Raw genomic sequence first — 20,078 nt, 5'->3', positions numbered from 1 at the left:
TCGTATTCCTGCGCTAAATGAAGTCGACGCGGTTAGTGACCAACAGCTTGAACTATTCTAATTTGCTTCTCATCTGGTATTTCCTGATAAGAAAGCACTCGTAAGTTAGGAATTGTATTCTTAACAAACTTGGCTAATGTCGAACGTAATACCCCAGAAGTTAATAAAACGGCAGCCTCTCCTTTTAACTCTTGCTCTTGAGTCGCTAAAGTTAAAGAGGCTTGTAAACGTTCTGCCAATCCAGGTTCAATTCCCGTGGTTTCACCACCTGATGCCTGCATTGTTTGATGCAATATTTGTTCCAACTCAGGGACTAATGTAATAACCGGCATTTCAGCCTCTACACCATTGATTTCTTGGACAATTAGACGTTTTAATGCAATTCGAACTGCGGCCGTCAAAATGTCAGGTTCTTGACTCTTTGGCGCATATTCCGACAAAGTTTGGACAATAGTTCTAATATCTCGAACTGGAATTGCTTCATTCAATAAATTCTGAAGCACTTTAACAACAGCACCTAACGGCAGTTGATCTGGAACTAGCCCTTCAACCAGTTTAGGGGAACTTTGTGAAAGTAACTCAAGTAAGTTTTGAACTTCTTCATGACCTAACAACTGCGCTGCATTATTTGTTAATAATTGACTTAAATGTGTCGCCAACACCGTTGCTGCATCTACAACGGTATAGCCAAGAGCTTGAGCGTGCTCTCTTTGTTCACCATTGATCCAAACGGCTTCTAAACCAAAAGCGGGATCAAAGGTTGGTTCACCTTCAATCGACCCATAAACTTGACCGGGGTTAATCGCTAATTCTTTATCTGGGCGAATTTCAGCTTCACCGCCTGCAACACCCATTAAGGTAATTCGGTATACGTTTGGTGGCAGCTCTAAATTATCTCGGATATGTACGGCTGGAACTAAGAAACCAAAATCTTGGGATAGTTTCTTACGAACCCCTTTCACACGATCAAGTAATTCACCACCTTGTTCTTTGTCTACCATTGGAATTAATCGATAGCCGACTTCCAATCCAATAACATCAACAGGTTGCACATCATCCCATGATAGTTCTTTAGGTTGAGATGATGACAGTTCCATTGGAGGGGCCGCTTTCTTATCTTCGCCCTCTTTCTCTTTCTTTTTAGTCAGGTAATACGCCCACATACCCGTAAGAAGGGCAAGAAGAATAAATGGGAAATGAGGCATTCCAGGGACAATACCCATCACAAACATAATACCCGCGGTCACCATTAATGCTTTAGGATTATCAACGAGTTGGAATACTAATTGCTCACCCATATCTTCATCTGTGTTTTGACGAGTCACCATGATCGCCGCACCAATAGACAATAGTAACGATGGGATCTGAGCAACTAGACCATCACCAATGGTTAACAATGTATAAATTTGAATCGCGTCACCAAAACCAAGATCAAACTGACTCATACCAATGGCCAGACCACCAATAATGTTAATAAAAAGAATAAGAATACCGGCAATGGCATCCCCTTTTACGAATTTAGACGCACCATCCATTGAGCCGTAAAAATCAGCCTCTTTTGTTACTTCAAAACGACGCGTTCGTGCTTGTTCTTGATCGATCAGTCCAGCGTTTAAATCCGCATCAATCGCCATTTGTTTACCCGGTAATGCATCCAAGGTAAAACGCGCACTTACTTCGGCAATACGTCCTGCACCTTTGGTTACAACCATAAAGTTAATGATCATCAAGATAATAAATACGATTAAACCCACCGCATAGTTACCACCGATAACAACATTACCAAACGCATCGATGACGTTACCTGCAGCTCCTGGACCTTCATGGCCATGCAGGAGTACGACTCGAGTTGAGGCTACGTTCAATGCTAAACGCAATAATGTAGAGACCAAAAGAATGGTAGGGAAAGCAGCAAAATCAAGAGGTCTACGCGAATAGATGGTGACTAATAGCACAACCATTGCCAAAGCAATGTTAAAAGTAAACATGAGATCGAGTAAAAATGCAGGTATTGGTAATATAACCATCGCTAACGTTGATAACACCAATATTGGTGCACCTAATGGCGGGATACGTTTACCTTTTAAGCCAGATAGCTGATTTGGAAAGGGCATTTGAAATTTCATTACTTTTGCTTCTTATACTCGACGTTATTACTGACGATTATCAATAATAAATAACTGATAACATGATTACCTTTCTAATAAAGCAAATTTCGAGCCAGATTAATGTCACTTTTTTGGCTTTATCTTCCACTTTTCTGACAGAGATAACAACAAGTAAACTTTTTGAGCTAACCACTTAATTTTCAAATGAAAATAACAATCTAGATTGAAAATAACATCGTTATTTGTATAATTAGAAGCTTGTTTTTTACTTGGTAGCCACATGAATGACGTATCACTTAGTACTGATCAAAACGTACTTAATAAAATGGATATTGGTGCTAGAGTCATTATCGAAATCACTTGCCCTAATGGTCAATCAGCCCAAGCAAGTTCAACTCTGATTGGCTTTAAAAAGGGTCAATACGTCTTTATTGAATATCCTATGTCACCTCCTTTAGAGTTTAATAAGATCTATCTAGAAGGCGCTGAAGTTACCTTTCGATCAATTACCAATACGACGCATCGCGATGTCATCGCATTTAGGACACAGGTTCACTCTGTTATTTATCGTCCAATGGAGATGATTTGCCTTCATGCACCCAACAGCATATCAATGAGACAGATCCGTACTCATCAACGCCTTGAAACTAAGTTTTCATGCAATTTAACCGTTGGAAGCCATAACATTACAGGCTTAATGACTGACTTTTCTGTTGGGGGGTGTGCTATTTCACTTCCAGCCAAGTTGAATCCAGACAATCTTATCAATCAGAAAGTCAATGTATCGATAGAACTAGAAACAACCGATCCTATTACGGTTACTGGCGAAATCAAAAATATTGATGCTAAAGAAAAGCACTCTAAATTAGGGGTTATGTTTAATTCAGAAAGTATAAATACATCTGACTTACAGACTATTCATCACCAGTGCATGCTAAAAAATTGGCATTTATAAAGAAATAGCATAACTACATTATTCCTACTTCTTTAACTCATCTGGAATGGTTAACGTATCTTCATCAAGCTCAGGTTTCGTCCCACCTTTTTTCTTATACTGCTTCATCTGAAATATGTATGCTAGGATCTGAGCAACAGCCGCAAATAACCCATCAGGGATTTGTTGTTCTACTTCTGTTGAGTGGTATAACGCTCGAGCAAGCGGTGGTGCTGGCAATATATCAATATTATGTTCACGAGCAATTTCTCTGATCTTCATTGCAATATGATCAACCCCTTTAGCCACCACAATTGGTGCTGAGTCTTTACTTTGATCATAACGTAAAGCGACTGAATAATGTTCGGGGTTGGTAACAATAACATCCGCCGAGGGAACATCTGCCATCATTCGTCGCTGTGTCATTTCTCGTTGCAACATACGAATACGGCCTTTTACCTCAGGCTTACCTTCTGTCTCTTTGTATTCATCTTTAATTTCTTGTTTTGTCATTTTCAATTGATTCGCGTGTTGCCAAATTTGAAAAGGTATATCAATCGCAACCACAATCAATAAAGTACAACTTATTAATAGAATAAAATTCAACAGAATATCAAGAGAATGGAAAATATTGGATGGATAAGTATCTAAACTCAGTTGAAATAAATCGGCCTTACTTTTATTGATCAAATGAAAGGCGGTTCCTCCTACAAGTGACACTTTTAAGATCGACTTTAAAAGCTCAACCCAACTTTGCATACCAAACATACGTTTAATGCCTGACATTGGGTTCATTTTCGATGGTTTTGGCATCGCCGCTTCTGCTGAAAAACTGATCCCACCAAGACCTGCAGCCCCAATTAATGCCGCAACAAACAAGGTAACCAGTATCAATAATACAGGAAAGACTAATGCACCTAATGCGCCGCCAACAATTTCTAGTAATTTATTGGTGTCAAAAATCTCTTCTCGAGAAAGGGAGAATAAACGTTCCATGATGGAGAAAAGGGCTTTGGCAACATCTTCACCAAACCACATTAACGCCACTGAACCACAGACGAGTACCGATACTGACGCTAATTCTTTTGACCTTGCAACCTGCCCTTTATCTTTGGCTTGTTGCAAGCGTTTGGACGTGGCGTCTTCGGTGCGTTCTTGACCGTCACTTTCTGCCATGACTGACCTCCACTACTTTTAATTCAATCATTAGCAATCCAATCTTATCAAGCTACAAATTTGGGCTTCTGCACGACCCCAATGTAAGTCGTAATGGGTAAACAAACCAAGAATGATATAAGACGTCAGCAATAATCCGACCAGTAGTGCAAATGCAAAGCCCAAAGAGAAAATATTTAATTGAGGTGCTGCACGAGTCATTACACCAAATGATAAGTTAACCGTTAATAAAGCAATGATCCCAGAGAGAGACATACTTAAGCCGGCTTTCATCATTATGCCAAGCCAACCTGCAAGGGATTGATAATCAACGCTGGTTAATTTTCCAATTCCGACGGGTAATGTAGTGAAACTCATCACTACAAAATTGATCATTTCTAAATGACCATCTGTTCCCAAAAAGAACAAGATAGACAAGAACATAAACAATTGGCCAAGCAAAGGGGTATTCTGACCATTTGCAGGATCAACCATTGAGGCAAAGCCTAAACTTGATTGCATACCTAAAATTTGCCCAAGCAATACAAATGTCTGGGTAACAAAGACGGTCACCATCCCCATGGCAACACCAATAATGAGTTGCTCTGCCGTAATCATAAAGCCTTGAAAAGAGACCAGTTGAATGTCAGATGGCATCGCGGGAATAGCTGGCATTGCAGCAAAGGTGATACTCAACCCTAAATAAAGTCGAATTTTTGGCGACACAAAACGAGCCCCAAATACAGACATCACCATTAACATGGCTGAAATGCGAGTATAGGGCCAAAAATAGGTCGCTATAAAATCTAAAACTAGTTGAGTTGGGTATTCCATAACATCAGCTTATGCTTACTAAAATAAAACCATCAATACAATATCGTAGGCATTCGCGCGATCAATTCGTAAAAATACTCCATTAGCATTCTCGTCATCCAATGCCCGAACAACATCAATGCTAATAACGTTACGATTAAACGCGGTAAAAAACTTAAGGTTTGTTCGTTAATAGAGGTTGCAGCCTGAAAAACAGCGACAACTAAGCCGATTAATAAACTTGGAATAATAATGGCACACACCATGATAAGCACCATGTACAGTGCACCGCGGAATAGCTCAATCGCCATTTCAGGGGTCATGCTTGCTCCTTAAGTCATAAAGCTACCGGCGAGAGTTGAAAGAATTAAATTCCAACCATCAACCAGTACAAATAACATTAATTTAAACGGTAACGATACGATCATAGGCGAAAGCATCATCATACCCATCGCCATCAAGACGGAGGCCACCACTAAATCGATAATTAAGAACGGTAAGAAAAGCATAAAACCAATTTGGAATGCCGTTTTTAATTCAGAAGTGATAAAGGCAGGAATAATAACCGTAATAGGAACGTTTTCAGGAGTGTCGACATCGACACCCGACATATTCACAAACGTTTCTAAATCTTTAACTCGAGTCTGCGCTAACATGAATTCTTTCATAGGCACTTGAGCGACATCAAACGCTTCTCGCGCATTAATTTCTTCATTGATATAAGGCTGAATAGCGGTGTTATTTATTTTATCAAACACCGGTGCCATGATGAAAAAAGTCAAAAACATTGCGATGCCAATAATAACTTGATTCGATGGTGTTTGCTGTAAACCCATGGCTTGCCTAAGAATCGACATAACCACAACAATACGAGTAAATGAGGTCATTAAAATAACCATGGCAGGCAAAAAGCCTAGCATCGTCATTAACCCTAAAATCTGAAGATTAACCGAATAATCTTCACCACCATTCGCATTAGTTGTCATGGTAAAAGCTGGAATACCACCACCAGAACTACTACCGTGTGCGATGGTTTTCGCGGCACCAGAATCTTTTTCCATCGCCGTTAAGGTCATATTTTCACTGCTAGCAGCCGTGGCAGGGATCGCGCTTGCTAAATCATCAATTGCCCATGCAGAGGATGTCATAAAGAAGAGTGAAAAAACCGCCAAAGTGGCGGCAATTAAATTAGTTTTTAGCATCTTTTTTCATCAGTTGGCTTAGTTGGGTTGAAAATGGTGTTAGCTTTTTTTCTGTTATTTCTAACGGGGTTTCAAGCTTACTCAGCATATTGATATTTTGAGAGGTAATTCCGATCAGAAATTGCTCTTCTCCGACTTGGACAACAGCAATACGCTCTTTAGTACCAACAGGAAGCTGCTTTACAATACTCATTGAACTGCCAGCTCCCCCCACGACACCTGGGACCCTCATCCGTTTTAGCAACCATGCAAAAAATAAGATGAGCGCTATGACAAAAATAAGTGAACCCAATGTTGCTGCTAAATCAACATTGTTGGTGCTTGCAGCGAACAAAGGAAAGGGCACGAGGGCCAATAACCATAGCTGTTTCATATACCTTCCCTTTTCGTTCAGTGACTTAGCTAAGTAGCTAAATTAACGTAGCTTTTTGATACGTTCTGTTTGGCTAATTACATCAGTTAGACGAATACCAAATTTATCATTCACGACAACAACTTCACCGTGAGCAATAAGCGTACCGTTAACCATGACATCTAATGATTCACCCGCAATACGGTCAAGCTCAACCACTGAGCCTTGGTTAAGTTGCAATAAATTACGAATACTGATCTGCGAGCGCCCTACTTCCATAGAAATAGTGACTGGAATATCTAAAATCGTATCAAGTTTACGGCGTTCATCTTCATTAAATGCCGGTGATCTTTCTTCTAAATCATCTAAAGGCGCAGTAACCGCTTCCGAACTTTCGCTTAATGCCGCTGCCCATTCGTCAGCCATTTGTTGCTCATTTGAATTCATGTTCAATTACCTTATTTATACTTATTCATCATCTAAATCAAACAATACGTCTTTGCCTAAAAAGGCTAAATCCGTTTTTACCATATCAGGTCGTTTAATTTTCTCAGTGATTTGCACTGCTAATTTATCGTTAGATTTTCCAACCTTACCGCGATAAGTTGGTAATTCTTCTATAAAGACGGTCGCCGCTTCTGGCATTTCAACGGGAATAATATCGCCTACCTGTAAATCCATTAGATCACGTAATGAAATTTGGCTTTCTAATAAATTAACTTTCATTTCTACTGGCACATCCATGATTTCATCACGAAGCGCTTTACTCCAACGAACATCGGTATCCATCTTGTCACTTTGAACACCGGCATCAAGCAATTCGCGGATAGGCTCAACCATTGAATAAGGGAATACCACGTGGAAATCACCACCGCCGCCATCCACTTCAATATGGAATGAACTAACTACGATCACTTCTGTTGGACTCACAATGTTCGCCATCGTTGGGTTAACTTCTGAATCTAAATATTCAAACTCCACCCCCATGACAGGAGACCAAGCTTCTTTATAATCTTCAAAAACCACTTTCAGTAATAATTGAATAATACGTCGCTCTGTTGGTGTAAATTCACGACCTTCAATTTTGGCGTGGAATCGACCATCGCCGCCAAAGAAGTTTTCCACCAAGATGAAAACTAAACGGGCTTCCATTGTAACAAGTGCCGTTCCTTTTAATGGACGGAAACGCACCATGTTCAAGCTAGTTGGTACATAAAGTGTGTTTTGGTATTCACCAAATTTCACCATTGATACACCATTAATCGATACTTCTGCCGTCTTTCTTAACATATTAAATAAGCTAATACGCATATGACGAGCAAAACGCTCATTAATCAATTCGAGCGTAGGCATACGACCACGAACAATTCGATCTTGTGATGAAAAGTCAAAGCTCTTGGTAGAACCTACGTTTTCATCTGCACCTGGTAGATCGTCTTCTACATCATCTACACCATGGAGTAGAGCATCAATTTCATCTTGGGATAAGAGATCTGTCACATTGAACCTATTGCATTACAAAGTCAGTAAATAATACTTTTTCAATTACAGGCTTAGCTGTAATTTTGGTAAAGGCATCTTGAATATCGCGTGTTGCCTGCTCTCGAAGATCAATACGACCACGAGGTTCTCTTAATTGTTCAACAGAAGCCGCTGCAAAAGTCGACAATAAGACACTTTCAATTAAAGGTGTATGTTGAATTGCAGTGGTTTCATTATCTGTACCACGCATGACAACTTGTACTTTTAATTGAACGAGGCGATCACGCTTATCACCGGTCACATTAAAAATAAATGGCTGAGGGAGATTTAAATATAACGCAGGCATTTTTGCTTCTAGTGCAGCAATATCTTTCTCAGTTGGTTCCACTTTTGGTTCATTCAGCATGAAAAACCAAGCCGCGGCACCACCAATAACTAATAATACAATCAATGCGATAATAATGGTCAGTTTCTTTTTATTGTTTAATGAATCACCTTGTTCTGCCATTGTTTTTCCTTTTAGGTAAATCGTTAATTATGATTCTAAATTAGGCGTAAAAACTAATGCCGTCATTTGATTTTGACACTTGAACATTAATTTCATGCTCTTCAGTAGAGGACTCTCCAAACCCTGAACCTTGGCGTGAAGACTCTTCTTTTTGATACCCATATTGTGATGAATCCCCAGAGCTTTGCTGCTGAACGGATGTATCCGCTAATTGAATACCTTGCTGAGCGAACATCTCACGTAGGCGAGGTAAACTTTGTTCAATCGCATCACGAGCTTGCTGGTTCGATACGGTAAACTGAACTCCCGCGCTGTCTGTTCCCATATTCAAACGAATATGCATACGCCCCATTTCTGGTGGGTCTAAACGAATATCAACGTGCTTTAAGTTTTTTGCCATCATCATATTTATACGCTCAGCAACGTCATCACTCACTTGTTCTTGACGAATATTTAAAGGCATTGTCGCTGGATCCGACTTTTGAGCTGAAGTGGCCTGTTGTGTTGCCGTCGTTCCTGATGCCGTTGCTAGTTGCTGGGCAAAAGAATCGGTTGTTTTTGATTCGGTTAAATTGATTGCTTGTCCATTAACGACATCTGTCATGCCTAATGCTGAAATATCCAGTTTCGCTTTTTTAGCTTCAGCTAATTTACCTGACTCCGCTTCCGCTTTGCCAATAAGAGCCGTTGACGTTAACAACTCTTTATTCGATTCTTTGTTGCCAGAAGCGTCGCCTTTGGATTGAGTTTCGCCATTAGCAGCTTTAGCTTGTTTTCCCCATTGAATGTCTTGAATTGGGCCAGACTCATCACCGACTGCTTTACTGCTATTTAGGCCTTTTTCACTCGACTCAGCGGTTTTATCAAGGTTTTTTTTTCTATCTACAAGTGTGCCATTCGCTTGTTCAAGGCGAGACAATAGCTCAGAGCCTTCACCCACTTTTTCTTCTATGCTGTCTTCTTTTTTTTCTAGTTCGTCGGCTTTTTCTTTTTTCTCTGACTGACCGACGTCATCCGCTGTCGATTTATCTTCGACCGCTGCTTTTTTGACGTCTTCTTTTTCGCTGAACCCCATCAACTCTTTTAGCTCTTCTACAAAGCCTTCTGAATCCTGTTTTTCTACGGCAGCCGTTTTTGTATCAGGCTTTATAGGCACATTTTTATTGATACTGTTTAATGATAAATCATGACTGCTCATAGTATATTCTCTACATTGAGTGTAAATTTTTTGACAAGAGCGTTAGAGGCTCAATATTTGATATTTTAAAGCAAATATTAAGCCACTTTTTAATAAAGAAAAGAGAAGCACAAAGACTATTCGCGTTGAGTTCGTCGAGAAAATTGTAACGTTGAAAACTCATCCATCATATTTTGCTCTTGTTTATCGAGAACCTTTTGACGTTCCGTTTTCTTCTTATCAATCATCCACTCATAAGAACGACGCTGTTTTCGTGTTTCTTGCCAATAGGTTTGACAATTATCCACTTGGGAAGTGAAGTGAGATTCCGCGCTTTTTTGTTTTGTTAGCGTTTCATCTAACTGAACGAGAAATTTATTCAAGTGGCTATATTGACTTGCAGTTAAGCCTTTTTGACCACGTTCTAGCAGTTGATTACAGTAATCCAAACGATATTTTTCAATTTGTTTTACTTGCTCATAAAAATTGTCCAATTCAGCTTTGGCTTTATTTAACGCCAGTACCGATTGGTTCTCTCTCTCTTGAGCTTGTTCTAGTAAAAAATCAAAGGCGCTGCTCATGCAATTTCCTAATAGTCATCAAAGGGGATTACCGTAAAGGGAGTAAAATAGCCGCTAGCCACTTAACAACATTTTCAGCATGTTTTTACACATATCGAAAGGAACCGTTTCTTTCATGCGCTGCTGCAAATATTCGTCTAATCTTGGTTTAAGCGTAAACGCTTGATCTATCGCGGGGTTCGTTCCTGGTTTATACGCACCAATCGAAACCAAATCTTGATTTTTACGACAGATAGACAGTACTTGTCTCACCGCTTTCGACATGAGCATATGCTCTTCGTCAGTAATCTGTGGCATAACACGGCTAACCGATTTCTCAACATCAATCGCTGGGTAATGCCCTGCATCCGCCATTTCACGTGAAAGTACGATATGTCCGTCAAGAATCGCTCGTGATGCATCTGCGATAGGATCTTGTAAATCATCACCTTCAGTTAACACGGTAAAGAATGCCGTAATCGAACCTTGGTCATCATTGCCGTTACCTGCTCGCTCTACCAATGCTGGAAGCTTAGCAAAGACTGATGGCGGATAACCTTTCGTTGCGGGAGGTTCACCAACAGACAGGGCTATTTCACGCTGAGCTTGCGCAAAACGAGTTAAAGAATCCATTAAAAGCAGGACATCTAACCCTTGGTCACGGAAATACTCTGCGATAGTCAGCGCTGTTTGACAGCCTTTTAATCGCATTAATGCCGATGAATCGGCAGGAGCAGCAACCACAACAGAACGTTTTCGTCCTTCTGGCCCTAAAATTTCTTCGATAAATTCTTTTACTTCTCGTCCACGCTCACCAATCAAACCCACGACAACCACTTGTGCTGTGGTACCACGAGTCATCATGCCAAGTGTGACCGATTTACCCACACCAGAACCTGCAAATAACCCCAAACGTTGCCCTTTGCCCACGGTAAGTAGCCCATTAATTGCTTTTAAACCAACATCAAGAGGTTCTGTAATTGGCTTTCGTGATAATGGATTGATTGGTTCTGAAGTAAAAGACGCGGTTTGTTCGGTATATATCTCGCCCAGCCCATCAATCGGATTTCCCACCCCATCAACGACTCTACCTAATAACTCCATACCAACGGGAATACCGCTGCCACCGACGATAGGCGTCACTTTAGCCCCTGGAAGCACACCAGAAACCTGTTCGTTAGGCATTAAAAATAGGTTTTCACCAGAAAAACCCACCACTTCAGCTTCAATTTCACCGTTAATGGTTTCAACCAAACAAGAACTACCAATAGGCGCACGACAACCCGTGGCTTCTAACGTTAAACCAACAACACGTACTAATTTACCTGACGCAATCGCGCGAGTGGTTAGCCCTGTTGTTTTATATTGGGAAAGGCGTTCAGATAATGGCAACATTACTGATCCCCATGGTGACGGTTAACTCCACAGAATTTAGCTAACACACTTTTAATTCGTTCTTCCAATAAGTAGCTGACTTTAGAATCAGAGGCTTGGATATTGATATCCCCTACATTCATTGAAGGTTCTGACATAAGAGTCCATTGTTTTTGAGCTAATGTCTCTTCGCCATAGGCATCAATAACACGTTGCAGATCTTCTGGATTAAGTGAAATTGTGATCTCTCGTTCTGTCACTGGCAACGTTTCTACTGCCTCACGAACCGTATCAAGAAGTACTTGAGGATTGGTTTTTACCTCAACATGAATGACTTCTTTTGTCAGAGCGAGAACCATATCTATCAATTGCTTTTCTACTTGAGAATTAATTAACGCTAAGGGTGCAGAAAATTTATCTGCCATTTCAATTAATTGCTTAATTTTTTCTTGAATTTCAGCTTGTCCTGCAGCGATACCTTCGTCGTAACCGACTTGATACCCCTCTGGCTTGCCAGCGTCAAAACCTTCTGCTTGGCCTTTTTCTAAGCCTTCTTTATAGCCGAATTCTTGGCCTTCTAACAATCCTTCGTTATAAGCGCCTTGTTTGATCTGCTCAATAATTTCATCAGTAAGAATAAATTCTTCTGGTTCATCTTCTTTAGGTAATGATGGCGTCCAGCCAGGATCGTAATTTAAGGCAGTTTCACGAGCCGGTTGATTCGGATCAGAGTAATCAGGCGATTCCCAAATATTGGTTTTTTGTAGTTCACTCTCATCGGTAAGACGAATAAAGCCACGTTTTGTACTGATACTCATGATGAAAACCTGTAGAAAAGAAGAAGATAAAAAGCATAACGGCCATTTCAATAATACAAAGAAATAGCCGCTCAATGATAACTTAACGCCTTAAAAGCATATTATACGAACTCGTCTGCACCGCCAGTAAGCATAAGATCGCCTGAATCAGCCATTCTACGCGCCACTGCCAGAATTTCTTTCTGAGCGGCTTCAACATCTGCAACTCGTACTGGTCCCATCGCTTCAAGATCATCACGCATAAGTTCAGCTGCACGTTTTGACATACACTTAAACATTTTCTCTTTAAGCGCATCATCTGCACCTTTAAGCGCTTTTTGTAGAACTTCTTGTGGCACATCACGCAATAGCATTTGAATGCCGGTATCTTGTACATCAATAAGATTTTCAAACACGAACATAAGATCTTGAATTTGTGTTGCGGTCTCTTCGTCTTGGTCACGAATTTGATCCATCAACATGCCTTCAATACTGTTGTCTAGGTAGTTCATTATCTCTGCTGCCGCTTTTAGGCCACCAATTTTGGCTGCTTGAGCACCAGATTGACCAGCAAACTGTTTCTCCATGATTTCGTTCAATTCAGCCAGAGCGGATGGTTGAACTTCTTCAAGATGAGCAATTCGCATCATTAGATCAAGACGCACACGTTCAGGGAACTGAGATAAAATCTCGGCCGATTGATCTGGGTCTAGGTAAGACAATACGATAGTTTGGATCTGTGGATGCTCATTCATAATGATGCTTGCCACTTGACGAGGATCCATCCATTTTAACGAATCCAAACCTTTCGACCCACTGCCCAATAAAATCTGGTCAACGAGATTATTTGCTTTATCTTCACCAAGCGCGGCAACTAGTGCATTACGCATAAAGTCTTCGCTACCCATACCTATCGTGGTGTATTTCTGAATATCTTCTAAGAAAGCACGATGAATCGCGGACACTTTAGTCTGATTTAAGTCAGACACAGTCGCCATTGCTGCACCTACTTTCTGAACTTGTTTTGGTTCTAAATGGCGAATAATGCTTGCTGCGTCATTTTCACTTAAACTAAGTAATAAAATCGCTGCACGCTCTGAGCCCGATAATGAAGAAAGATCAAACTCTTGGTTGTCTTCCTCTTGTTTTCCTGCTTCTACAATCTCATTAGCCATTTTCAGATACCCAGTTTTTAACGACCTGTGCCGCAAGTTCTGGTTCATTTGCTACAAGAGCACGAACCGCTTTCAATAAGTCTTCATCTTTATGTAAATTTGGAAGGTCGATACCTGAACCGAATTCAAAGCCATCACTATCCAAATCACTGCCAATTAAGCCCATGTCTCCATCAGAATTCCCCTCACCGTTAGAGGCGTTATCATTTGCAGCTTGTTCAGGGAACAGCAGTTTATTCATTGCCGGACGTACAAGAATGAGAAGTACAGCAATAATGACTAATGCTCCAGCTAACCATTTAATCCAATCGTTAAAGTTTGGATTTTCCCAAATTGGCACATCAATAGCGATAGGCTGTTCTTCGATAGCAAATTTAACGCTTAATACATTTAATAAATCACCACGCTGTTCATTTAAACCAACACTGCCAATGATGATTTGGCGGATTTTTTCAAGCTGTTCAGCGGCTATTGGCGTATAGGTTACTTCACCAGTGTCAGGATTAATGCTTTGACGCTCTTTAATTGCAACTGAAACCGTTTGACGAGCGACAGTGCCACTTTGCTTACGCTCATGACTGATCGTGGTATCTAATTCAAAATTTCGCGTTGCTTCTTTGTGTACAGAACCTTGACCTAATACTGAGCCGTCTTTTAACTCAGCAATGTCTTGAGGGATTGCAGAATCAACAGGAGGCTGATTACTTAACGCCCCTGGAACCCCAGCAATAACATTACCATTATTATAATCTTCTAATGTGTATTCACTTCGAGTTGAAGGTGTCTGTGGATCAAACTGCTTACGAGTTTGTTCAATAGCACTGAAGTCCATTGATACATCAACTTGAGCGGTATAGTTACCTAACCCCAATACAGGGATTAAAATTGCATCAATTTTATCTCGTAGTGTTTGCTCTTGTTTACGTTCTAATTCTTGCTCTTTTCGGTGAGCCATTGCCATTGGATCTTGAGAGCCTGAACTTAATAAACGTCCATGCTGATCGGTCACCGTTATACGGGTTGGTTTCATTCCAGGAACGGCACTCGAAACCATATCAACGATTGAATCCACTTCTTCTTGTCGTAAACTAGCGCCCATACGCATAGTCAAGAATACCGTTGCTGATGCTTCTTGGTTATGACGAACAAATACACTTTGTTTTGGCATCGCTAACAGCACTTGAGCTTTACGAATTGGACGCATTTGCTCAAACGTACTGGCTAATTGACGTTCACGACTCAACTTTAGGCGCTCTTGCTCTAAACGCTGTGAAACACCAAAACCCATGTCCTGTAATAAAATATCATCGCCTTCACCGACGGATTTATTTAAACCGGCACGAGACAGATCTAATTTTAATTTACTAAATGAAGAGGCTGGAACTAAGATGGTATTACCATCCAATTTGTATTCTGATTTTTGCGCATCAAGATGGTCAAGAACTTGAATTAATTCATCCGTTTCATACATACCAAGCGGTCGCATTTCAGGTTCTTGTACCCAAAAGAAAAGCATCACTATTAACGCAACACAAATAGAAACAGAGAGCACCAATATTACTTGGCGTAATAAATCAAGATTTCCAAGTGCTGAATCTAATTTTGAAGAACTTTGCTCGTCTATATCAGGATTTTGAACATCAATTGAGCTCTCTAGTGCCGTAGCACTTCCTGATGACATACCACCAGACATGGCTAAGTCTGTTTTTTTATTTTCTTCTGACACGCTTTATTTCCTAGAAACTATACAGGCATATTCATGAGTGTTTTATAAGCATCAACTAGCTTATTTCGCACTTGAATTGTGGCATCAAATGCAACACTTGATTTATTACGTGCGATCATGACATCTGATAATGAAACCCCTTCATCACCTCGATCAAAGCGCACCGCTAAATCACTTGATGCTTGTTGTAATCCATTTACGTTATTTACTGCTTTTGCAAACATTGCACTGAAGTCCGCACCGACTTCTTTACCTGTTGCTGGACGCGTTGTATTTGACGCATCAAGCATCATTGCTTGCATTTCGTCCTGTAAACCACCAATCTTCATTTCTATTCTCCGACCCAGTCAATTAATTGACTTAATGTTACGACCCGAAGTATATAAAGCAATTTACATACCAAAACACAAACAAGTGCAACGCATTGTTTTAGCTTGAGATATCGATTCCAGCATCACGCATCTTTGCAAGCTTATATCTGAGTGTTCTAGGGCTAATTCCTAATTTCTCAGCTACATCTTTACGTTTTCCATCACACGCTTTTATTGTCTCTAGAATAATAATGTATTCTTGCTCGCGTAATTCACCACCGAGTCCGGTAGAGGAACTCGAAGACTCCACATTGACGCTGCCAGTTGGATCATTTGACGCTTCACTTATTGACGATACCTGTTGTTCCGGTTTAATTGTTGGCGCTTCACTGCTCACTATTTGCTGTAAGCTTCTTGCATCAGACCAATCAACCCCTTCAAGTAATATGTCATCCGCCGTAATATGATTTTCTTCAGCCAAAATAAGCGCACGTTGAACCACGTTATCCAATTCACGCACATTGCCAGGCCAAGAATACACCTCTAATTTAGCAATAGCTTGAGAGGTTAACGTCGGCACTGGTAATCCTTGTTTTTGGCAATGACGCTCAACCAAATGTTGAGCAAGAGGAATAATGTCCCCTTTACGCTCTTTTAACGGTGGCCATGCTATTGGGAATACATTTAAACGGTAATATAGATCTTCGCGAAAATGCCCTTCTTCTACGTATTTCTTAAGATCTCGGTTACTGGTTGCCAAAATACGAACATCTAACTTAATGCTCTTACGGCCACCTAAACGTTCTACTTCTCTTTCTTGAAGAACTCGAAGTAATTTAACTTGTAAGTTAAGATCCATTTCACTGATTTCATCCAATAAAATGGTGCCGCCTTGGGCTTGCTCAAACTTGCCTGGACACGCTTGAACCGCACCAGTAAAGGCGCCTTTCTCATAACCAAATAAGGTTGCTTCCAACATATTGTCTGGAATTGCGGCGCAGTTAATCGCAATAAAAGGACCTTCACTGCGCTGAGAATTATTGTGAATATAGCGAGACATGACTTCTTTTCCTGAGCCACTAGGCCCAAGCACCATTACGTTCGCATCTGTTCGAGCGACTTTATCTGCTAATTTAAGTAATTTCAGACTCTTTTCATCAGCAACAATCGCATTACCTGTTTGTTCATTTTTAACGGGCGCATAGCGACTAACCATATTAAGCAGTACTTCTGGTGCAAATGGCTTTGCCATGTAATCTATCGCACCGTCTTTCATTGCTGAAACTGCATCTTCGATATTGGCATAAGCAGTCATTAATAAAACAGGCAAATTCGGCCAATTTAATTTAATGCTACGCAATAAAGCTAATCCACCCATGCCTGCCATCTGCACATCAGAGACAACAATATCCACGGGCTCTTTCTTTAGGATAAGTAATGCCGTTTCAGCGCTATCAGCCTCAATCCATTCATAACCCGCCAATTCTAAGGTGTCAATTAACGCTTCGCGTAGGCCTTCATCATCTTCTACGATCAGTACTTTACTTTGCGCCATGGTTATTCTCCAGATTCTGTTTGAGTTGCGGATTCAGCATAAGTTGCTGTTAGCGGGATCGACATGGTGAAGCACGCACCATCATCCGGTTCTGAATACAATTCAAGTTGTCCTTTATGTGCTCGACACACCATTTGAACAACAGCAAGACCAAGACCGGTGCCTTGAGAGCGTGTTGTAAAAAAGGGTTCCATAATTTTATCTTGTAGTTCTAATGGAATACCGGGACCATTATCTTGTACCGATATTTTTAAAAATCCGTTTACCGGCCTAAAGAAGACGTCGATTTGACACTCCTTACCAATCGCTTGAATGGCATTCATGATCAAATTACTAATGGCACTTGCAATGGCGTTTGCATTACCCATTAATAAGGTATCTTCTTCTTCTATCTCTAAGGCGTAATCAACTTGGTTTGACTGTAATGCGGTTTCAACCATTGGTTGATATTCAGCAACTAAATCAGCGATCGTAAAAGAATTAACCACTTTGTTATCTCCGCCTTTCGCAAAGAGCAACATATCATTCACTTGCTTTTCAAGATCATGGAGACGATCAACCAATTTAGTTTGAAAACGTTTGTGGGTGGCGGCAGGTAAATTAGGGGAACCCAAATTCGATGCGTATAACATCGCACTTGATAGAGGTGTTCTCACTTGGTGAGCAAGGGAAGCCACCATTTTTCCTAACGATGACAAGCGTTGTAAATCACTGACACGAGATTGCAGTAAACGCGTTTCAGTCAGATCAGTAATAAGAATAAGTTGACCCGTTTCTGATGCTGAAATAGCCAAACGTACTTTACGACCATTACGTAGGGATATTTCATGCCCATCGTCTTCTCTTGGGTCAAACGATCGCTGAATAACTTCAAACCAACGTTCACCTAATAGTGGAGGCCCAAGAAGCCTAATCGCTTCAGGATTAACTTCACACACGACACCTTGAGTATTCAATAATATTACACCGGCCGGCATAACATCTAACACTTGTTTATATCGTGTATTTTGCTCTTCTACTGTGCCAAGAGGTGAACTGATTTCGCCCTCTGAATTACCTTGCATAACTTTATTCCCGCCAAAACAACAAAAGGGCTAATGCATTTTACATGCCAGCCCTTTTATTACTTACTATCAACAACTTACGTTTAACCGTAAGTTTAGCGAGTCAATTAATTGTCAGTAATTTTAATTATCGGATATCATCTTTAGTAAGATTATATTTACGCATTTTTTCTACTAATGTTGTTCTTCGCATACCAAGCATATCTGCCGCTCTTGCAACAACTCCATTTTGTGCTTCAAGTGCTTGGCAAATCATATTGACTTCAACATCTGCCAACATCTCTTTCAAATTTAAACCATCTTCAGGTAAATCACTTGATTTAGGTCCGAAGTTTTGTGCTGCTATTTGAGGGACACCACCATCACTAAAATGTGCAAACATATCCGCTAACGCGGCTTGCTCTTGCTCTTCAATGGTCTGCTGACTGTGATTTTCAGGTTGAAACTCAGGAATATCGCTATAACGGTATTTTGTCGGTAAGTGATTTACATCTACAGACTCTCCTGGAAACAAAATCATTAATCGCTCAATCAAATTAGCTAATTCGCGAACATTTCCAGGCCAATGATGTTCCATTAATGAATTCACAGCACGAGGCGTTAATCTGACTCGAGAACTACCTTCAGCTTCCATTCTTGTCAGTAATTCTTGCAGTAATAACGGAATATCCTGTTTACGTTCACGCAGTGCTGGCATTTCGATTGGGAAGACATTTAAACGGTAATATAAATCTTCGCGGAAAATGCCTTTTTCGATCATGTCATCCAGATTACGATGCGTTGCAGCAACAATGCGAACGTCTGCTTTAATGCTTTGATTTCCACCAACACGCTCAAAACAACGCTCTTGAAGTACTCGAAGTAACTTCACTTGCATCGACATTGGCATATCACCAATTTCATCCAAGAAAAGCGTCCCGCCTTGTGCTAATTCAAATCGGCCTTTACGTGCTGTAATTGCACCGGTAAATGCCCCTTTTTCATGACCAAAAAGCTCACTTTCGAGAAGATCAGGAGGGATTGCCCCACAGTTAACAGGAACAAATGGACCTTTACGACGAGGTGAATGATAGTGAAGATTTCGAGCTACAACCTCTTTACCCGTACCTGACTCGCCCAATACAAGAACACTCGCTTCTGTGCCTGATACTTGTTCAATTAAGTGACGTACAGTACTAATGGCTGAACTTTGCCCAACCATACTACGGAATAAGGTGTTTTTTCGACCAAGGTGTGGAATACCAAGACCACGGCGGCCCATAAATTCTTGACAATGACGAAGTGCATCCGTTAATTGAGGATAATTAACAGGCTGGTTTAACTCACCAACATAATTAGTAAGATCATCAAGATCGTACATAGCCCCAGTCATAATAATGACTGGGATATGGTTATGGGCAATTAATGAATTTTTTATCAGTTCTTTTTGCGATGTATTAGTTGCTTGACCTAAAAAACAAGCACTCCAAGGCGCTCTCCACTCAAAAGTAGACAATTCTGAAGTTGAGATAGCATGGCAATGCTCACCGATAAACTCAAGAATGACCTTAAGGTTATGTCTATTCTGCTCATCATCTTCAATAATTAGAGTCTTTGCTAAACCTTCCATAAAAATATCATACGCCTTAATTCTTTGATTTAATTGGCTTATTCATTAAAAATCAATGAAATCACTCGACCATTTTATAGCATAAGAAAAATAAGGCAACCATGACTCACAATGAAGCGATGACCATACTGTAAATGTGATATTAGTGGTAAAATCATAAAATATATTTGATTTAT

General features: G+C 40.4%; 20 protein-coding genes. 1 reads left to right on the top strand and 19 read right to left on the bottom strand.

What is annotated here, in order from left to right; translation table 11 throughout:
- Positions 1-32: 32 nt before the first annotated feature.
- The gene (gene flhA / locus A6E03_RS10315) at positions 33-2,126 is read right to left on the bottom strand and encodes a flagellar biosynthesis protein FlhA (RefSeq protein ID WP_065593792.1); all 2,094 of its coding nucleotides are present in this window, start codon (positions 2,124-2,126) and stop codon (positions 33-35) included.
- Positions 2,127-2,388: 262 nt separating this feature from the next.
- Here flhA and A6E03_RS10310 point away from each other — a divergent pair, with 262 nt between their 5' ends.
- Positions 2,389-3,063, top strand: a complete 675-nt coding sequence (locus A6E03_RS10310; protein WP_065600814.1) for a flagellar brake protein — start codon at positions 2,389-2,391, stop codon at positions 3,061-3,063.
- A 24-nt stretch (positions 3,064-3,087) separates the two neighbouring features.
- Here the strand turns inward: A6E03_RS10310 and flhB are convergent, their stop codons facing one another.
- From flhB to A6E03_RS10220, 18 genes are all read right to left on the bottom strand, one after another.
- Positions 3,088-4,218: a flagellar biosynthesis protein FlhB gene (gene flhB / locus A6E03_RS10305; protein WP_065593794.1), complete on the bottom strand. Its 1,131-nt coding sequence runs from the start codon at positions 4,216-4,218 to the stop codon at positions 3,088-3,090.
- A gap of 30 nt (positions 4,219-4,248) precedes the next feature.
- Positions 4,249-5,031: a flagellar biosynthetic protein FliR gene (gene fliR / locus A6E03_RS10300; RefSeq protein ID WP_065600813.1), complete on the bottom strand. Its 783-nt coding sequence runs from the start codon at positions 5,029-5,031 to the stop codon at positions 4,249-4,251.
- A gap of 32 nt (positions 5,032-5,063) precedes the next feature.
- The gene (gene fliQ, locus A6E03_RS10295) at positions 5,064-5,333 is read right to left on the bottom strand and encodes a flagellar biosynthesis protein FliQ (RefSeq protein WP_065593796.1); all 270 of its coding nucleotides are present in this window, start codon (positions 5,331-5,333) and stop codon (positions 5,064-5,066) included.
- Positions 5,334-5,342: 9 nt separating this feature from the next.
- Entirely contained in the window at positions 5,343-6,212 is an 870-nt protein-coding gene (gene fliP / locus A6E03_RS10290) for a flagellar type III secretion system pore protein FliP (RefSeq protein ID WP_065600812.1), read from the bottom strand.
- On the bottom strand, positions 6,199-6,585 hold the full coding sequence (gene fliO / locus A6E03_RS10285; RefSeq protein WP_065593798.1) for a flagellar biosynthetic protein FliO: 387 nt from the start codon (positions 6,583-6,585) through the stop codon (positions 6,199-6,201). The genes fliP and fliO overlap by 14 nt, the downstream gene beginning before the upstream one ends.
- 42 nt (positions 6,586-6,627) lie before the next feature.
- On the bottom strand, positions 6,628-7,011 hold the full coding sequence (fliN, locus tag A6E03_RS10280) for a flagellar motor switch protein FliN (protein ID WP_065593799.1): 384 nt from the start codon (positions 7,009-7,011) through the stop codon (positions 6,628-6,630).
- A 21-nt stretch (positions 7,012-7,032) separates the two neighbouring features.
- Positions 7,033-8,064 (bottom strand): flagellar motor switch protein FliM, encoded by a 1,032-nt coding sequence (fliM, locus tag A6E03_RS10275; RefSeq protein WP_065593800.1) that lies wholly within the window; start codon positions 8,062-8,064, stop codon positions 7,033-7,035.
- 7 nt (positions 8,065-8,071) lie between these two features.
- Complete coding sequence (gene fliL, locus A6E03_RS10270) at positions 8,072-8,554, bottom strand: flagellar basal body-associated protein FliL (protein WP_065593801.1); 483 nt, start codon at positions 8,552-8,554, stop codon at positions 8,072-8,074.
- Positions 8,555-8,594: 40 nt separating this feature from the next.
- Positions 8,595-9,752: a flagellar hook-length control protein FliK gene (locus A6E03_RS10265; RefSeq protein WP_065600811.1), complete on the bottom strand. Its 1,158-nt coding sequence runs from the start codon at positions 9,750-9,752 to the stop codon at positions 8,595-8,597.
- Positions 9,753-9,868: 116 nt separating this feature from the next.
- Positions 9,869-10,312 (bottom strand): flagellar export protein FliJ, encoded by a 444-nt coding sequence (fliJ, locus tag A6E03_RS10260; RefSeq protein WP_065593803.1) that lies wholly within the window; start codon positions 10,310-10,312, stop codon positions 9,869-9,871.
- Positions 10,313-10,366: 54 nt separating this feature from the next.
- A complete protein-coding gene (fliI, locus tag A6E03_RS10255; protein ID WP_065600810.1) occupies positions 10,367-11,686 on the bottom strand; it encodes a flagellar protein export ATPase FliI in 1,320 nt (439 codons plus the stop codon).
- Positions 11,686-12,483 (bottom strand): flagellar assembly protein FliH, encoded by a 798-nt coding sequence (gene fliH, locus A6E03_RS10250; protein WP_065593805.1) that lies wholly within the window; start codon positions 12,481-12,483, stop codon positions 11,686-11,688. Before fliH ends, fliI begins: the two co-directional genes overlap by 1 nt.
- Positions 12,484-12,584: 101 nt before the next feature.
- Positions 12,585-13,637, bottom strand: coding sequence for a flagellar motor switch protein FliG (fliG, locus tag A6E03_RS10245; protein ID WP_065593806.1), 1,053 nt, complete (start codon positions 13,635-13,637; stop codon positions 12,585-12,587).
- Positions 13,630-15,363, bottom strand: a complete 1,734-nt coding sequence (fliF, locus tag A6E03_RS10240; RefSeq protein WP_065593807.1) for a flagellar basal-body MS-ring/collar protein FliF — start codon at positions 15,361-15,363, stop codon at positions 13,630-13,632. Before fliF ends, fliG begins: the two co-directional genes overlap by 8 nt.
- A 17-nt stretch (positions 15,364-15,380) precedes the next feature.
- On the bottom strand, positions 15,381-15,692 hold the full coding sequence (gene fliE, locus A6E03_RS10235; RefSeq protein WP_065593808.1) for a flagellar hook-basal body complex protein FliE: 312 nt from the start codon (positions 15,690-15,692) through the stop codon (positions 15,381-15,383).
- A gap of 100 nt (positions 15,693-15,792) precedes the next feature.
- On the bottom strand, positions 15,793-17,229 hold the full coding sequence (locus A6E03_RS10230; RefSeq protein ID WP_065593809.1) for a sigma-54 dependent transcriptional regulator: 1,437 nt from the start codon (positions 17,227-17,229) through the stop codon (positions 15,793-15,795).
- 2 nt (positions 17,230-17,231) lie between these two features.
- Positions 17,232-18,293 (bottom strand): PAS domain-containing sensor histidine kinase, encoded by a 1,062-nt coding sequence (locus A6E03_RS10225; protein ID WP_065593810.1) that lies wholly within the window; start codon positions 18,291-18,293, stop codon positions 17,232-17,234.
- 127 nt (positions 18,294-18,420) lie between these two features.
- Positions 18,421-19,902 carry a sigma-54 dependent transcriptional regulator gene (locus A6E03_RS10220; protein ID WP_065593811.1) on the bottom strand — a complete coding sequence of 494 codons (1,482 nt, stop codon included), beginning with the start codon at positions 19,900-19,902 and terminating at the stop codon, positions 18,421-18,423.
- Positions 19,903-20,078: the final 176 nt, after the last annotated feature.

The sequence above is a fragment of the Aliivibrio sp. 1S128 genome (assembly GCF_001691065.1).
Taxonomy (GTDB): domain Bacteria; phylum Pseudomonadota; class Gammaproteobacteria; order Enterobacterales; family Vibrionaceae; genus Aliivibrio.
Note: the sequence above shows the minus strand (reverse complement) of the source record. Positions and strands in the feature narration are given on the sequence as shown.

What these genes read in the sequence shown, in the direction of transcription:
- fliQ (WP_065593796.1), bottom strand. Translation starts at nt 5,333, where the DNA reads ATGACCCCTGAAATGGCGATTGAGCTATTCCGCGGTGCACTGTACATG.
- fliR (WP_065600813.1), bottom strand. Translation starts at nt 5,031, where the DNA reads ATGGAATACCCAACTCAACTAGTTTTAGATTTTATAGCGACCTATTTT.
- A6E03_RS10310 (WP_065600814.1), top strand. Translation starts at nt 2,389, where the DNA reads ATGAATGACGTATCACTTAGTACTGATCAAAACGTACTTAATAAAATG.
- fliI (WP_065600810.1), bottom strand. Translation starts at nt 11,686, where the DNA reads ATGTTGCCATTATCTGAACGCCTTTCCCAATATAAAACAACAGGGCTA.
- flhA (WP_065593792.1), bottom strand. Translation starts at nt 2,126, where the DNA reads ATGAAATTTCAAATGCCCTTTCCAAATCAGCTATCTGGCTTAAAAGGT.
- fliH (WP_065593805.1), bottom strand. Translation starts at nt 12,483, where the DNA reads ATGAGTATCAGTACAAAACGTGGCTTTATTCGTCTTACCGATGAGAGT.
- A6E03_RS10230 (WP_065593809.1), bottom strand. Translation starts at nt 17,229, where the DNA reads ATGGCGCAAAGTAAAGTACTGATCGTAGAAGATGATGAAGGCCTACGC.
- fliO (WP_065593798.1), bottom strand. Translation starts at nt 6,585, where the DNA reads ATGAAACAGCTATGGTTATTGGCCCTCGTGCCCTTTCCTTTGTTCGCT.
- fliJ (WP_065593803.1), bottom strand. Translation starts at nt 10,312, where the DNA reads ATGAGCAGCGCCTTTGATTTTTTACTAGAACAAGCTCAAGAGAGAGAG.
- fliG (WP_065593806.1), bottom strand. Translation starts at nt 13,637, where the DNA reads ATGGCTAATGAGATTGTAGAAGCAGGAAAACAAGAGGAAGACAACCAA.
- fliN (WP_065593799.1), bottom strand. Translation starts at nt 7,011, where the DNA reads ATGAATTCAAATGAGCAACAAATGGCTGACGAATGGGCAGCGGCATTA.
- fliL (WP_065593801.1), bottom strand. Translation starts at nt 8,554, where the DNA reads ATGGCAGAACAAGGTGATTCATTAAACAATAAAAAGAAACTGACCATT.
- A6E03_RS10225 (WP_065593810.1), bottom strand. Translation starts at nt 18,293, where the DNA reads ATGCAAGGTAATTCAGAGGGCGAAATCAGTTCACCTCTTGGCACAGTA.
- A6E03_RS10220 (WP_065593811.1), bottom strand. Translation starts at nt 19,902, where the DNA reads ATGGAAGGTTTAGCAAAGACTCTAATTATTGAAGATGATGAGCAGAAT.
- A6E03_RS10265 (WP_065600811.1), bottom strand. Translation starts at nt 9,752, where the DNA reads ATGAGCAGTCATGATTTATCATTAAACAGTATCAATAAAAATGTGCCT.
- flhB (WP_065593794.1), bottom strand. Translation starts at nt 4,218, where the DNA reads ATGGCAGAAAGTGACGGTCAAGAACGCACCGAAGACGCCACGTCCAAA.
- fliE (WP_065593808.1), bottom strand. Translation starts at nt 15,692, where the DNA reads ATGAAGATTGGTGGTTTACAGGACGAAATGCAAGCAATGATGCTTGAT.
- fliP (WP_065600812.1), bottom strand. Translation starts at nt 6,212, where the DNA reads ATGCTAAAAACTAATTTAATTGCCGCCACTTTGGCGGTTTTTTCACTC.